The sequence below is a fragment of the Streptosporangium sp. NPDC048886 genome (assembly GCF_055586905.1).
In genome coordinates, this window is record NZ_JBVJHH010000012.1 from 247,399 (window position 1) to 261,123 (window position 13,725).

The window sequence follows — 13,725 nt, forward strand, 5'->3', positions numbered from 1 at the left end:
TTGAAACGGCAGCCACGCCGCCGCCCGGTGTCAGGAGTCCCCGGGGGTGATGAGCCCGGCCTCATAGGCGGCGATGACGGCCTGGGCCCGATCGCGGACGCCGATCTTTCCGAACAGGCTCGTCACGTGGTTCTTCACGGTGGAGGCGGCCAGTTGCAAGGTCGCGGAGATCTCGGTGTTGGACTGGCCGCGGGCGATGAGCGTCAGCACCTCTCGCTCGCGGTCGGTCAGCCCGGCCAGTCCCTCGGGCGTGGCCGTACGGCGCGGCCGGGCCGCCCGGACGAACGTGCCGATCAGGCGGGTCAGCAGCCGCGGCGCGACCGCCGCCTCGCCCCGGTGCACCACCCGGACGCCCTCCACCAGCTCCTCGGGGGAGATGTCCTTGGGCAGGAAGCCCGACGCGCCGGCCCGCAGCGCGTCGATGACGTACTCGTCCAGGTCGAAGGTGCTCAGCGCGAGCACCCGCACGCCGGGTAGTTCGGCGGTGATCGCACCGGTGGCGGTGATGCCGTCGGCGCCTGGCATGTGCAGATCCATCAGCACCACATCCGGCAGCAGCTCCCGGGTACGGCGCAGCGCCTCCCCGCCGTCTCCCGCCTCACCCGTCACGCTCATGTCGTCCTGGGCGTCCAGGATCATACGGAATCCCGCGCGGACCAGCGCATGGTCGTCCACGATCAGAATCTTGATCACGTCTTCTCCTCCGGTACGGCGGGCAGGGGGACGCGGGCGCTGATCTCGAAGCCTCCTCCGGGGCGCGGCCCGGCACGCAGCCGTCCTCCGCAGGCCGCCACCCGCTCGGCCATGCCGTCCAGGCCGAAACCGCCCGGCGCCGCACCGGTGCCAGGGCCGCCCTCCTCCGCGCCGGGGCCGTCGTCGAGCACTTCGACCTCCACCTCCCCGTGCCGATAGGCGATCCGGACGCTCGCCCGCGCGTTCCCGGCGTGCTTGCGGATGTTGGTCAGCGCCTCCTGGACGATCCGGTAGAGCGCATGGTCCACCGCGGGGTCCAGCTCGACGGGATCACCGGTCACCTCCAGCTCAACCGGCAGGCCGGTGCCCTCGGCCCTGGCGATCAGCGCGGGCAGCGCGGCCACCCCGTACCCGGCGGATCCCGTCGCGGGGACGTCGTCGGCGCGCAGCACATGCAGTAGCTGCCGCATCTCCGCCATGGCCTCGCGCCCGGTCCGCTCCACGGTCAGCAGCGTGGCCTGAGCCTGCCCCGGATCGCGGGCCATGGTCGTGCGGGCCGCGCCGACCAGCACGTTCATCGTGCTGATGTGATGGGCCACCACATCGTGCAGCTCGCGTGCGATCCGGCGGCGCTCGGCCCGCACGGCGGCTCCGGCGAGCTCGGCCTGCGCCCGGTCGGCGAGCTCCCGGCGGAACCGCAGCAGCTGACCGAGCCCGACGACGACCAGCGCCCCGAGCGCCCCTGTCGTCGACGGTCTCTCGTCCCGGACGGAGAAGAGGAACTGGGCGGTGACGGTGACGGCGGCGTCGACTGCAACCGCCGCGATCCAGGCGCGCCGCGGCACGCCGTACCGGCCGACGGAGTACAGCGCGCACACCGCCGCCCCGCCGACCCAGGTGACCTGGCCGGTCACGACAGTCACCAGATGGCAGGCCACGGTGAGCGCCAGGACGGTGAACGGCCGGTCACGGCGCCAGAGCAGCGTCGCCGAAGCGGCGGTGTCGAGCATCATCACCAGAAGCGGCGGCACCCGCACACCGACGGAGAAGGCGAACACCGCCTGGAACACCCAGACGAGCAGCGCCGTCAGCGAGTCGGTGACGCGTGGGCGGCAGAGTGGCCGCCACGCCGTCCGCGGACCCCTCATGATCAAAGAATAGGGGGACGCCGGCGGAGGGCAAGGGGTGTCAGACGATCGTATCGCCGCGGGGCGGGTCCCTGACCGGGGTCGGTCAGCCGTCGAGGTAGCGCAGGATCGCCAGCACCCTGCGGCTGTAGCCGGGGTCGCGGGGCAGGTCGAGCTTTTCCAGGATGGCGTTGACGTGCTTTTCCACGGTGCTCAGCGACACGTGCAGGCGTTCGGCGATGGCCGCGTTGACGAAGCCCTGCGCGAGATGCTCCAGCACCTCCCTCTCGCGCCCGCTCAGCCTGCTCAGCGGATCGGCGTGCGTGGTGCGGGCCAGCAGTTGGCGGACCACCTCGGGGTCGAAGACCGCGCCGCCGGCGTGCACGCGCTCCAGCGAGCCGAGGAAGTCGGCCACCTCCGAGACCCGGTCCTTGAGCAGGTAGCCCAGGCCCTCGGTGGCCCCGGACAGGAGCGTGGCCGCGTAGGTCTTCTCCACATACTGCGACAGGACGAGCACGCCGACGCCCGGCCAGCGCTCGCGGATCTCCAGCGCGGCCCGCAGCCCCTCGTCGGTGTGGGTCGGGGGCATGCGCACGTCGACGACGGCCACGTCGGGCCGGTGCCGTTCGACGGCGTCGAGCAGGGCCCGCGAGTCGCCGACCGCGGCGACGACGTCGTGACCGGCGTCGTCGAGCAGCCGGATCAGGCCCTCGCGGAGCAGCACCGAGTCGTCGGCCAGGATCAGTCGCACGGCGCCGCCTTGGGCAGCGTCGCGGAGACCTTGGTGGGGCCCCCTGCGGGACTGTGGACGGTGAAGTCGCCGTCGAGCGCCCGGACGCGTCTGGCCAGCCCGGACAGCCCTCCTCCTGACGGGTCGGCGCCGCCGCCGCCGTCGTCTGAGATCGCCACGCTCACCGTCCGCTCGTCCTCGGTCAGGACGACCAGGATGTCATGTGCCCCCGCGTGCTTGACCGCGTTGGTGATCGCCTCACGGGCCACGAAGTAGAGGGCCGTCTCGACCTCGGAGACGGGCCGGTCGGCCAGCCCGTAGTGCACGGTCACCGGCACGCTCGAACGCTCGGCGGCCCCGGCGAGCGCGGCGCGCAGGCCCAGCTCGTCGAGCGCGGTCGGGTAGATCCGCCAGGCCACGCTGCGCAGCTCGTCGAGGAGCTGGCGCGACTCGGTGTAGGCCTGGCTCACCAGCTCGGCGGTCCTGGCCCGGTCGGGGCTGTGTCGGGCGCGGCCCAGCAGCATGGCCAGCGCCACCCCCCGCTGCTGCACGCCGTCGTGCAGGTCGCGCTCGATCCTGCGCCGCTCGTCGTCGACGGCCCGGACGATGCCCGAACGGGTCGCGGTCAGTTCGGCGATGCGCCGGCGCATCAGCTCCTGCCTGCCCGGTCCGAGGAAGTGGGCGGCCAGGCGCCGTTCGGCGGTGCCGAGCGCGAGGATCCACAGCGTCACCAGCGCCAGCAGGACCACCCCACCGGTCAGCCCGAGCGCCCAGCCGCTGGTGACCAGCCTGACGCCCGGAAACTCCAGCGGCACCGATTCGGACTCGCCCGAGACCAGGCCCCACAGCCCGCCGATCAGGAAGAGGCCGCTGACGAACAGGCCCGACAGGCAGACGTATCCGCCGAGCACGCCGAGCACGGCACGGACGGCGAGAAATCCGAGGACGCCGCGGCCGCCGGCCCGCGCCGGTCCGTGGTCAGGCCGGTCGGGCGGTGCCGGCGCATGGCCGGGCCGGTCCATGTGCGCCGTCTCGTGGCCGGGCCGATCGGCCCGCGCCGGTCCGTGGCCGGGCGGGTCCATGTGCGCCGTCTCGTGGTCGAACCAGGCCGCCAGCCGGGCCCGTTCCATCCGCATCAGCCGGTCCGCGACCCGGCCCGCGGCGGGCCGTACGGCCGGAGCCACGGCCGCCGGCCAGGCCAGGCAGAGGAAGGCCAGCTCGGCCAGGCCGAGGGCCATGCCCGCGAGGACCCCCACCAGCATGCGGGCGACTCGGTTGTCCGACACGACTGCGAAGTCTAGGCGTCGCGCCGGCGCAGCACCGCGTAGCCCGCCGCCACCGCGGCCGCCGCCCACGCGAGCAGCCAGGCCAGCCCCTCACCGGCCGGGTAGGGGATCGGGCCGCCGGTCATGTTCTCGGCGCTGCCCATGAAGGCCAGCCCCGCGAACATCGGCATGCGCAGCGACACCTCCAGCGCCGCCTGGCCACCGGCCATCAGGAGCATGAACGGCAGGCCCATCAGCAGCATGAACACCACGGTCAGGGTGCCCGCCGCGCTGCGCATCGCGGTGCCCACGCCGAGCGCCATCACCGACACCAGGGCGGAGAAGACACCCAGGCGCAGCAGGTCGAGCGCGGTCTCGGCGGGTGGCAGCGCCGCGTAGCCGCCGAACGGCCCCGCGGACAGCACCGCGTAGGTGACCACCGTCGCCACGCCGCCGGACACCACCCCTGTCACGAACATCGCCGGCGCCATCACCAGCGCCTTCGCGGCGAGCAGCCGGCCGCGGACCGGCGTGGCCTGCAGCGTGGTGCGGATGCCGCCGGAGGCGTACTCCGAGGTGATCACCAACATCGCCAGCGTGACCAGTGCGAACTGGGTGAACGCCGTCGCCGAGATCACCGGCTCGCTCGCCGGGAAGCGCGCCCCGCCGCCGTCGCGGAGCCTGTCGGTCGCCATGGCGCCGCCCAGCGTCACCGCGCTCAGAACCATGAGCACGGCCGCGCAGGCCAGGCACCACCAGGTCGAGCGGACCGACCACAGCTTCGTCCACTCGGCCCCGATCACGTGGCCCAACTCCTTGACCCCCATCGTTCACACCCTCGCTCTCGGCGCGCCGTACTCCACGCTGCCCGCGGTCAGTTCCTCGTACGCCTGCTCCAGCGAGGCCTCGCGCGCGCTCAGCTCGTGCAGCCGGATGCCCGCCTCGTGCGCCAGGTCGCCGACCTGCTCAAGGCCGGTGCCGGTGGCGACCAGCTCGTTCTCGCCGAGCCGTTCCACGGTGATCCCGGCGGCGCTCAGCCGTACGGAGAGATCTCCCGCGTGCGGGCTGCGGACGACCACGGCGGTCAGCGAGCTGCGCGCGATCACCTCGGCCAGCGGAGCGTCCATGATGAGCCGGCCCCTGCCGATCACCACCAGGTGGTCGGCGGTCAGCTGCATCTCGCTCATCAGGTGGCTGGAGACGAAGACCGTGCGGCCCTCGTCGGCCAGCGAGCGCATCAGGTGGCGGACCCAGCGCACGCCGTCGGGATCGAGGCCGTTGACCGGTTCGTCGAACATCAGCACCTCGGGGTCGCCCAGCAGCGCGGCAGCGATGCCGAGCCGCTGGCTCATGCCCAGCGACAGCGCGCCGGCCCGCCTGCCCGCCGCGCCCGCCATCCCGACCGTTTCGAGGACCTCCTCCACCCGGCTCCTGGCGATGCCGTTGCTGCGTGCCAGCGCCAGCAGGTGCGCGCGCCCGCTGCGCCCCGGATGCACCGCGCGCGCGTCGAGCAGCGCGCCGACCGTCCGCAGCGGGTCCCTGATCTCGTGGTACGGCATGCCTCCGACCAGTGCCACGCCCGCTGTCGGGCGGTCGAGGCCGAGGATCATGCGCATCGTCGTCGATTTGCCCGCCCCGTTCGGCCCCAGGAAGCCGGTGACCGTGCCCGGTCTCAACTCCAGTGACAGGTCGTCGACGGCCGTCCGGTCGCCGTAACGCTTGCTCAATCCCCTGAGACTGATCATGTCGGCCAACGCTAGGCAGCGGCGGGCCCGCCCACCATGGGGGCGGGCCGCCGAGCCGTATGGCGGATAACCGTAACGAGCCCGGCCTGTTCCCTGTCCGCGCAGGTCACCGGCCGTTCCGCGGCCGCCTGGCAAGAAGCGGTCAGCCGCGGACAGCATGCTGACACCGGAATATCTGGTCTGTGAATGCCGGCGGGCGCAGAGTTGGTTGTGCGAGAACAGAAACAACCGCAACCCGAGGAGAGGAGTTGAAAAATGAACATCTCAGTCACCTGCCCGGCCGATTTCAATGTCGGAGCGGTGTCGGACCGGGTCCCGTTATGAGATGCCGCCGCATTTATGGGTGCCCGAGGTTGGAAATTCATCGGCTACGCGGACGCGAGGCGACGCCGGCTGTTTATGTGAGGAGGTTGGAGAGTCCATGGAGCCCATGGCTTCGGTGATCACGAAACTGATCGAGCACGCACGGATACGTCCCGCCGCGCCCGCGTTGATATGGTGCGGGAAAGAGACGAGTTACGCTGAGTTGTGCGACATGATGTGGGGAGCATATTCCGAGGTAAGAGAGTTGAGCTCTGGTCCACTGGGCATTCTCGCCCGTAAGTCGCCGAGGGCGATAGCTCTGCTCCTCGGTGCCATGCTGGACCGCCGGAGCTTTCTCGTTCCGTCGCCCGGTCTGCCGGAGAGCACGCTGCGCGGGCTGTTCACACAGGCCCGTTGCACGCATGTGGTGTCGCCGGACGACAACTGGGACGCGGCCCGGGAGAGCATGGTCGCACAGGTGATGCGGGTGGAGCCGGGATCTCCGGACTCCGCCGCGGCGCCGGTGGGACCGGACGACCCGGACCAGGTCTCGTTCATGCTCACCACCTCGGGCTCCACCGGACTGCCCAAAATCGTCCCGCTGACGGTGGGGGCGGTCGACCGGTTCGCCGACTGGGCGCACGACCGGTTCGACCTCGGCCCCGGCCGTTCCGTGCTCAACTACGCCCCCCTCAACTTCGACCTGTGCCTGCTCGACATCTGGGCGACGCTCAAGCAGGGCGGCTGCGTGGTGCTGGTCGATCCGGACCAGGCCACGAACGCGCGCTCGCTGCTCGACCTGCTGGCCGACCACCCGGTGGACGTCATCCAGGCGGTGCCCATGCTGTACGGGCTGCTGACGGACGCCGCCAGGCAGACCGGCGAGCAGGTGTACGCCACCCGGCACGTCATCTTCACCGGCGACGCGATACAGCCGGGATGCCTGGCGGAGCTGCCCAAGCTGTTCCCGGAGGCGAATTTCTACAACCTCTACGGCTGCACGGAGACCAACGACAGTTTCATCCACCGGGTGGACGTCGAGTCGGAGCGGCTTTCCCCGCTCCCCCTGGGGGAGCCGCTGCCCGGGGTGGAGGCCCTGCTCGTGGCCGACGACGGAGTCCTGGCCGGCCCGGGGGTGGGGGAGCTGTATGTGACCACACCGTTCCAGACCACCGGATACCTCAACGCCTCACTCGAGGACAAGTTCGTCGAGCATCCCGAGCGGCCGGACGGCCGGCGCTATTTCCGCTCCGGAGACCTGGTGCGCAGGCACCCGGACGGCCGGCTCACGCTCGAGGGGCGCAACGACTTCCAGGTGAAGATCCGGGGTCAGCGGGTCAACACGCAGGAGGTCGAACAGGCACTCCTCGCCCACGGTCAGGTCCTGGAGGCGGCGGTGGTCGCCATCCCCGATCCCCGGGCGGGCCACCGGCTGCACGCCGCTCTCCGGCGGCGTCCCGACAGCGGGCTGAACAGCCTGGAGATCCGCCGGCACTGCGCCGACCGGCTCCCCGGAGCGGGCATCCCCTCGACGGTGCAGATCGTCGACGGTCCGCTCCCCAGGACCTCCACAGGAAAGATCGATCGTAACCACATCAAATCTAGTCAGACAGAGGCGGCATGACATGGACAATGCGACGACCATCAAGAAATTCATTCTGAGTGAATTTCTACCCGACGTGGGGGCCGGCGAGCTCGACTCCGACTACGACCTGCTGAACGGCGGGATAGTCGACAGTCTCGGCCTGCTCCGGGTCATCGAATGGCTGGAGATCCAGTTTCAACTGGATTCCGACACGATCGAACTGACCCCGGACAACTTCCGGACGATCAACAGGATATCGGCCCTCGTCGACACGGCGGGCCGGGCCTGAATCCGGGCCGGCCCGGCAGTCGATCCGAATGAACGGCGGCCCGCGGCCCGGATGAGCGGCGGCCCGCAGACCAGGTGAACGGAAGGCGCGCCGTCAATGCGGACATCGGCGCGCGGATCAGATGAACGGACATTGAACACACAGACTAAGGAGCAGAAATCATGATCGTTCGAGACCTTTCCGAGTCGAAGACCGTCGACTGGGGGAACGGCCTGAGCCGGCGTTTCCTGCTGGAGTCGGACGGAATGGGATACACCCTCACCGACACCATCGTCTACGCCGGGACGAAGTCCCATCTTGAGTATCGCAACCACCTGGAAGCGTGCTACTGCATCGAGGGCAGTGGAGAGGTGATCGACCTCCAGGGGAACTCCCACCCGATCACACCGGGGACGATCTATGCCCTTGACCTGCATGACGCCCATTACCTCATCGCCTCTCCCCACGAGGACCTGCGGCTGGTCTGCGTCTTCTCTCCCGCGCTCAGGGGCGACGAGCGGCACAGCCTGGACGCCGCGGAGTTCTCCCACTACTAGGACCCGCCCGCAGTGGGACTCCCGGCGGTCACCGCGGGGGTCCCACTCCTACCCGCAAGAAAGGAGGCAGCGATGGTCAAGTGGACCGAAGACCAGCGCGACCTGCGCGACGGGCTCGCCCAATGGTTCACGGCGCTCAACGACGGCCATCTGGAGCGGGACAAGAACGCCGTCTTCGACGGAGACAAATGGAAGATCATCCGCGAGTCGGGGATCCTGTCGCTCCCGTTCGAGGAGCAGTGGGGTGGCCTCGGCCAGGATCTGCTCACCACCATGTACGTCCTGGAGGGGCTCGGCCACGGCTCCCGTGACGGCGGCCTCAGCTTCTCGGTGACCACCCACATGGTGAGCACCGGAGTGCCCCTCCAGCGGTTCGGATCGGCCGACCTCAAGGCCCGCTACCTTCCGGGCGTCTGCGACGGGACCACGATCGGCGCGCACGCCATCAGCGAGCCGGACAGCGGTTCCGACGCGCTGAAGATGCGGACCACCGCCAGGCGCGAGGGGGACCGGTGGATCCTGTCGGGCAGCAAGACCTTCGTCAGCAACGCCCCCGTCGCGGACCTGTTCGTGGTCTACGCCCGCACCCATCCCGACGGCGGGCCGCTGGGCATCACGGCCTTCCTCGTCGAACGGGACACGCCGGGCCTCACCGTGGGCAAGCCCATCGACAAGATGGGGCTGAAGACCTCTCCGATCGCCGAGCTCTTCTTCGACGAGTGCGCGGTCCCGGCGGCCAACGTGATCGGCCGCCCGGGGGCCGGATTCCTGGTGCTCGACCACGTGATGAAGTGGGAGATCCTCTGCTCCTTCATCGTGAACGTCGGGGAGATGCAGCACCGCCTGGAGCGGTGTGTGGACTACGCCAAGCAGCGGACCCAGTTCGGGAAGCCCATCGGCTCGTTCCAGTCGATCTCCAACAAGATCGTCGACATGAAGATCGGTGTGGAGAACGCGCGCCGATGGCTCTACGAAACCGCCTCCCGCCTGATGAACAACGAGAACGTCACCGTCGACGTCGCCATCAGCAAGCTGCTCGCGAGCGAGGCCAACCTCTCCTCCGCACTGGCCGCGGTGCAGATCTTCGGCGGCAACGGATATATGGCGGAATTCGGCCTGGAAAGGGATCTGAGAAACGCCGTCGGCGGGACCATCTACTCCGGGACGACCGACATCCAGCGCAATCGAGTGGCCGCGATGATGGGCCTCTGAGAATCAGCCAACCAATTCTACAGGACAAGGACGAAGACGAAATGACTCTCCAGCTGGACGAACTCTGCCGGCCGACCGAATTCCTCGACCACGAGTCCTCCACCGTGCGCGAATTCGTCTCACGGGCTCTGGGCGACGCCGAGCTCGGCCCCAACGAGAAGGCCATCAAGCTGTACTACGCGGTCCGCGACGGGATCCGCTACGAGGTCTACGGGAGCGACCTGTCGCGGGCCGGCCTCAGGGCCAGCGCGATCATCGACAGGGGGAGCGGGTTCTGCGTCCACAAGTCGCTGGTCTACGCGACCGCGCTGCGGGCCGTCGGGATCCCCAGCCGCATCGTGATGGGCGACGTGCGCAACCACCTGGCGTCGGACCGGCTGAGGGAGCTCGTCGGCGGTGACCTCTTCCGCTTCCACAGCCTGACCCAGGTCAATCTGGACGGGCGCTGGGTCAAGGCCACGCCGGTGTTCAACAAGACGCTGTGCCGCCTGTACCGCATCGCCCCGCTCGAATTCGACGGCACCGCCGACAGCGTTTACCACCCCTTCGACGAGGACGGCCGCCGGCACATGGAATTCGTGCACTGGCACGGCGAGTTCGACGACTTCCCCTACGAGCTCGTCGTCAACGGGATCCGCGAGGCCCACCCCCGGCTCTTCCAGAGCTCGCACACCACCAAGGAGGGCTCCCTGGTCGAGGAGGCCACGGCGCGGTAGGGCACGGCAGACCGGTTTTTTCCTTTCGTAATTTTGTTTCAGATGACTGGAGCTTTTGATGATTAATCGAGTCAGGTACCAGCTCACCGAGGCCGATATTCCGCAGACCTGGTACAACCTGGCCGCCGATCTGCCCGACATGGCGCCGCCGATCAATCCGCGGACCGGTCAGCCGATCACCCGGGAGGACATGAAGCGGACGATGCCCGATGCGCTCATCGAGCAGGAGTTGAGCAAGGAGCGGGAGTTCGAGATCCCCGAGCCCGTCCGGCAGGTTTACGCGCAGTGGCGGCCCACCCCCATGTTCCGCGCCCGCCGGCTTGAGCAGGCTCTGGGGACCCCCGCGCGCATCTACTACAAGTACGAGGGCGACGCGCCCACCGGCAGCTTCAAGCCCAACAGCGCCATCGCCCAGGCCTACTACAACAAGGAGGCCGGCAAGACGCTGCTGGTCGCCGACACCGGCGCCGGTCAGTGGGGGAGCGCGGTGGCCTTCGCCGCCAAGCTCTTCGACATGTCCGCGAAGGTCTACCAGGTGAAGGTGAGCTACCAGCAGAACCCGCACCGGCGTGCCCTCATGGAGACCTTCGGGGCCACCTGCGTGCCCAGCCCGAGCACCGAGACCGAGGCCGGCCGGGCGATCCTCGCCGAGAACCCGGACCATCCCGGGAGCCTGGGCGTCGCCAAGTCCGAGGCGCTGCAGACGGTCTTCGACAACCCCGAGGCGGCCTACACGCGCGGCAGCGCCAGCAACCACGTCTGCGCGCACCAGACGGTGATCGGGCAGGAGGCGATACGCCAGATGGAGATGGCCGAGGACTACCCCGACATCGTGATCGGCTGCTCGGGCGGCGGGAGCAACCTCGCGGGTCTGTCGTTCCCCTTCCTCGGCGCGAAGCTGCGCGGTGGCCGGGACCTGCGGATCGTCGCCGTCGAGCCGGTCGCCTGCCCGACGCTGACCCGGGGCCGCATCGCCTACGACTACGCGGACTCCGGCGGCCTGACGCCGCTGTACCGCATGCACACGCTGGGCCACACGTTCGTCCCGCCGCCCGTGCACGCCGGAGGGCTGCGCGCCCACGGCATCGCGCCGCTGGTCAGCAGGGCGGTGGAGGAGGGGCACATCGAGGCGGTCGCGGTGACCCAGACCAGCTGCTTCGAGGCCGGCGTGCAGTTCCTGCACGCCGAGGGCATCCTGCCGGCGCCGGAGTCCACGCACGCGGTCCGCGTCGCGATCGACGAGGCGATCCGGTGCCGGGAGGAGGGCGAGTCCCGGGCGATCCTGTTCGGCCTGACCGGCCACGGCTACTTCAACCTCTCCGCCTACGAGCGGTACTTCGCGGGCACGCTGCCGGACGACGCCCTCTCCGACGACGTCCTCGACCACGGCCTGGCGAGCATCCCCGAGCTGGCCCTCGTCTAGGGACGCGCTCCATGGATCTCCGCCCCAGCGCGGATCGGCCGGACGGCCGCCACACCCGGGCGCGGGCGCTCATGACGCGGTCATGGGCGGACGGCGCGGCGGGGCGGCCGTCCGTCCGGCCGCCCGCGGCAGGCGGCGGGGGCCACGGGACACACCCTGAGCGGCAGAGCCTCCGACATCACCAAGAGAGAGAATTGAGATGAAACGTTCGAGTGTCTTGCAGTTCCTCCTCCTCGGGCTCATCTGGGGAGGGAGCTATACCTTTATCAAGATCTCGCTCGACGGGCTGACACCGGCCCTGCTGGTGTTCGTCCGGATCGTCCTGGGGGCCGCGGTCCTGCTCGCCTTCGTGGGCCTGCGCCGGGTGCGGATCCCGGCCTTCGGCGCCATCTGGGGACACATCGCCGTCGCCGCGATCCTCGGCATGGTCGCCCCCTTCCTCCTGCTGGCCTGGGGTGAGCGCTACACCAGCGCCGCCATGGCCGGTGTGATCATCGCCGCGCTCCCGCTGCTCACGCTCGTGGCCGTGTGGATCCTGCTGCCGTCGGAGAAGACGACCCGGCGCAAGCTCGCCGGCTTCCTGCTGGGATTCGCCGGAGTGGTCCTGATCATCGCCCCGTGGAACAGCGACGCCGGATCCCTGACCGGGCAGCTCGCGGTGCTGGGGGCCGCGGCCTGCTACGCCGCCCAGACCGTCTACGTCCGGCGCTTCCTGCTGCAGCACGGCCTGGCCCCGCTCGCGCTCGCCGCCTCGCAGCTCGTCGCCGCGACCCTGCTGCAGGGGGCGGTGCTGCCCTTCACGCCCTGGCAGACCCCCACGCTCAGCTGGCCGGTGGTCACGAGCATCGTGATCCTGGGCGCCATCGGCACCGGCCTGGCCTACGTGCTCTACTTCCGGCTCATCAGCGATCTCGGAGCCACCTCCGCCTCCGCGGTGAACTACCTGGTCCCCGTGGTCGGCATGCTCACCAGCACCCTGCTCCTGGGCGACACGGTGACCTGGAACATGGTGGTGGGCGTCGTGGCCGTCCTGATCGGCCTGGCCGCCGCCGAGAACCGCCTGGCCTCGTTCCGCCCGCGTCCCCCGGCGGAGGCGGACCCCGGGCCGCCCCCTCCGGCGCCGGCGAGCACGGAGCGCGCGCCCTCCCTTCCTCCCGTCCGGGTGGGGGGCGGCGATGACTGACCTGGCCGGCCCGCACCGGGCCAAGGAGCGCACCGACAGCTCGGGGTGGCGGGCACGCTTCGGCATCCTCGTCATCGACAAGGACCCCGTCCCCGAATCGGAGTTCTGGGCGATGGCGCCGGCCGGGGTGACCGTCCACGCCGCCCGCTTCGCCAGCCCCCGCCAGGCCGGGACCGACGCCTACGACAGGCCCGGCACGGCGGTGGCGGAGTCCCCGGACATCGCCCGCGGCCTCGACCAGCTCGGTCACATCGGCCTCGACGCGATATGCCTCTGCTTCGTCACCGGCAGCTTCCTGGGCGGACCCGGCTTCGACGAGCGGTTCGCGCAGGAGGCCTCCCGCAAGGCGCACGGCACGCCCGTCATCACGGCGGCGCAGGCGCTGGTGACCGCCATGCGGGAGCTGGACGTCAAACGCCCCCTGCTGGTCATCCCTCCCTGGTTCAAGGCGGCCATCGCCCAGGAGGCGGAGCGCTACTTCGCCGCGGCCGGCTTCCACGTCGCCGGGACGCTCCCCTTCGACCTGGGGATCGGATGGCGGGAGCTGCAGCCGTGGGAGATCTGGGACAGCCAGGGCCAGCGGCACGTCCGGCCCGAGGACCTCTACCACCAGGTCCGCCGGTCGATCTCGGCCGACACGGACGGGATCGCCGTCGTGGGCAACGGCCTGCGCTCCATCGAGGCCATCGAACTGCTCGAGCGGGACCTGGGCCTGCCGGTCGTCACCTCCAACCAGGCCGCGCTCTGGCACAGTCTGAGAACGGCGGGCATGACCGCCTCCCTGCCGAACTGGGGCCGGCTGCTCGCCTAGCCCGGACCGCCCCTAGTACTACAACAACATATTGTGATGCCTTAGTCTGACCGTATGTCGAGCGTGGTGACCGCCGAGGACCTTCAGGCATGGATGGCTGGCCTGGA

General features: G+C 70.1%; 14 protein-coding genes. 8 read left to right on the plus strand and 6 right to left on the minus strand.

The features are described from left to right. Positions 1-30: 30 nt before the first annotated feature. From ACZ6R6_RS17610 to ACZ6R6_RS17635, 6 genes are all read right to left on the minus strand, one after another. Positions 31-693: a response regulator transcription factor gene (locus ACZ6R6_RS17610; protein ID WP_470094495.1), complete on the minus strand. Its 663-nt coding sequence runs from the start codon at positions 691-693 to the stop codon at positions 31-33. Beyond that, a complete protein-coding gene (locus tag ACZ6R6_RS17615; protein WP_470094497.1) occupies positions 690-1,841 on the minus strand; it encodes a sensor histidine kinase in 1,152 nt (383 codons plus the stop codon). The genes ACZ6R6_RS17610 and ACZ6R6_RS17615 overlap by 4 nt, the downstream gene beginning before the upstream one ends. Before the next feature lie 85 nt (positions 1,842-1,926). After that, positions 1,927-2,571 (minus strand): response regulator, encoded by a 645-nt coding sequence (locus ACZ6R6_RS17620; RefSeq protein ID WP_470094499.1) that lies wholly within the window; start codon positions 2,569-2,571, stop codon positions 1,927-1,929. After that, positions 2,562-3,836, minus strand: coding sequence for a sensor histidine kinase (locus tag ACZ6R6_RS17625; protein ID WP_470094501.1), 1,275 nt, complete (start codon positions 3,834-3,836; stop codon positions 2,562-2,564). Before ACZ6R6_RS17625 ends, ACZ6R6_RS17620 begins: the two co-directional genes overlap by 10 nt. A gap of 11 nt (positions 3,837-3,847) precedes the next feature. Further along, complete coding sequence (locus ACZ6R6_RS17630) at positions 3,848-4,642, minus strand: ABC transporter permease (protein ID WP_470094503.1); 795 nt, start codon at positions 4,640-4,642, stop codon at positions 3,848-3,850. Positions 4,643-4,645: 3 nt separating this feature from the next. Next, on the minus strand, positions 4,646-5,560 hold the full coding sequence (locus ACZ6R6_RS17635; RefSeq protein WP_470094505.1) for an ATP-binding cassette domain-containing protein: 915 nt from the start codon (positions 5,558-5,560) through the stop codon (positions 4,646-4,648). Between the two features lie 430 nt (positions 5,561-5,990). On the opposite strand from ACZ6R6_RS17635, the gene ACZ6R6_RS17640 reads away from it, so the two are divergent. From ACZ6R6_RS17640 to ACZ6R6_RS17675, 8 genes are all read left to right on the plus strand, one after another. Continuing rightward, on the plus strand, positions 5,991-7,487 hold the full coding sequence (locus ACZ6R6_RS17640) for an AMP-binding protein (RefSeq protein ID WP_470094507.1): 1,497 nt from the start codon (positions 5,991-5,993) through the stop codon (positions 7,485-7,487). 1 nt (position 7,488) lies between these two features. Next, positions 7,489-7,737, plus strand: a complete 249-nt coding sequence (locus ACZ6R6_RS17645; protein WP_306868305.1) for an acyl carrier protein — start codon at positions 7,489-7,491, stop codon at positions 7,735-7,737. A 161-nt stretch (positions 7,738-7,898) separates the two neighbouring features. Continuing rightward, on the plus strand, positions 7,899-8,273 hold the full coding sequence (locus ACZ6R6_RS17650; protein WP_470094509.1) for an ectoine synthase: 375 nt from the start codon (positions 7,899-7,901) through the stop codon (positions 8,271-8,273). Between the two features lie 72 nt (positions 8,274-8,345). Next, a complete protein-coding gene (locus tag ACZ6R6_RS17655) occupies positions 8,346-9,485 on the plus strand; it encodes an acyl-CoA dehydrogenase family protein (protein ID WP_470094511.1) in 1,140 nt (379 codons plus the stop codon). A 41-nt stretch (positions 9,486-9,526) separates the two neighbouring features. Next, positions 9,527-10,201, plus strand: coding sequence for a transglutaminase-like domain-containing protein (locus ACZ6R6_RS17660; RefSeq protein WP_470094513.1), 675 nt, complete (start codon positions 9,527-9,529; stop codon positions 10,199-10,201). 58 nt (positions 10,202-10,259) lie between these two features. Beyond that, positions 10,260-11,624: a TrpB-like pyridoxal phosphate-dependent enzyme gene (locus ACZ6R6_RS17665; RefSeq protein ID WP_470094515.1), complete on the plus strand. Its 1,365-nt coding sequence runs from the start codon at positions 10,260-10,262 to the stop codon at positions 11,622-11,624. Positions 11,625-11,823: 199 nt separating this feature from the next. Beyond that, positions 11,824-12,807: a DMT family transporter gene (locus ACZ6R6_RS17670; RefSeq protein ID WP_470094517.1), complete on the plus strand. Its 984-nt coding sequence runs from the start codon at positions 11,824-11,826 to the stop codon at positions 12,805-12,807. Next, positions 12,800-13,618: a maleate cis-trans isomerase family protein gene (locus ACZ6R6_RS17675; protein ID WP_470094519.1), complete on the plus strand. Its 819-nt coding sequence runs from the start codon at positions 12,800-12,802 to the stop codon at positions 13,616-13,618. Before ACZ6R6_RS17670 ends, ACZ6R6_RS17675 begins: the two co-directional genes overlap by 8 nt. The last annotated feature ends 107 nt before the right edge of the window (positions 13,619-13,725 follow it).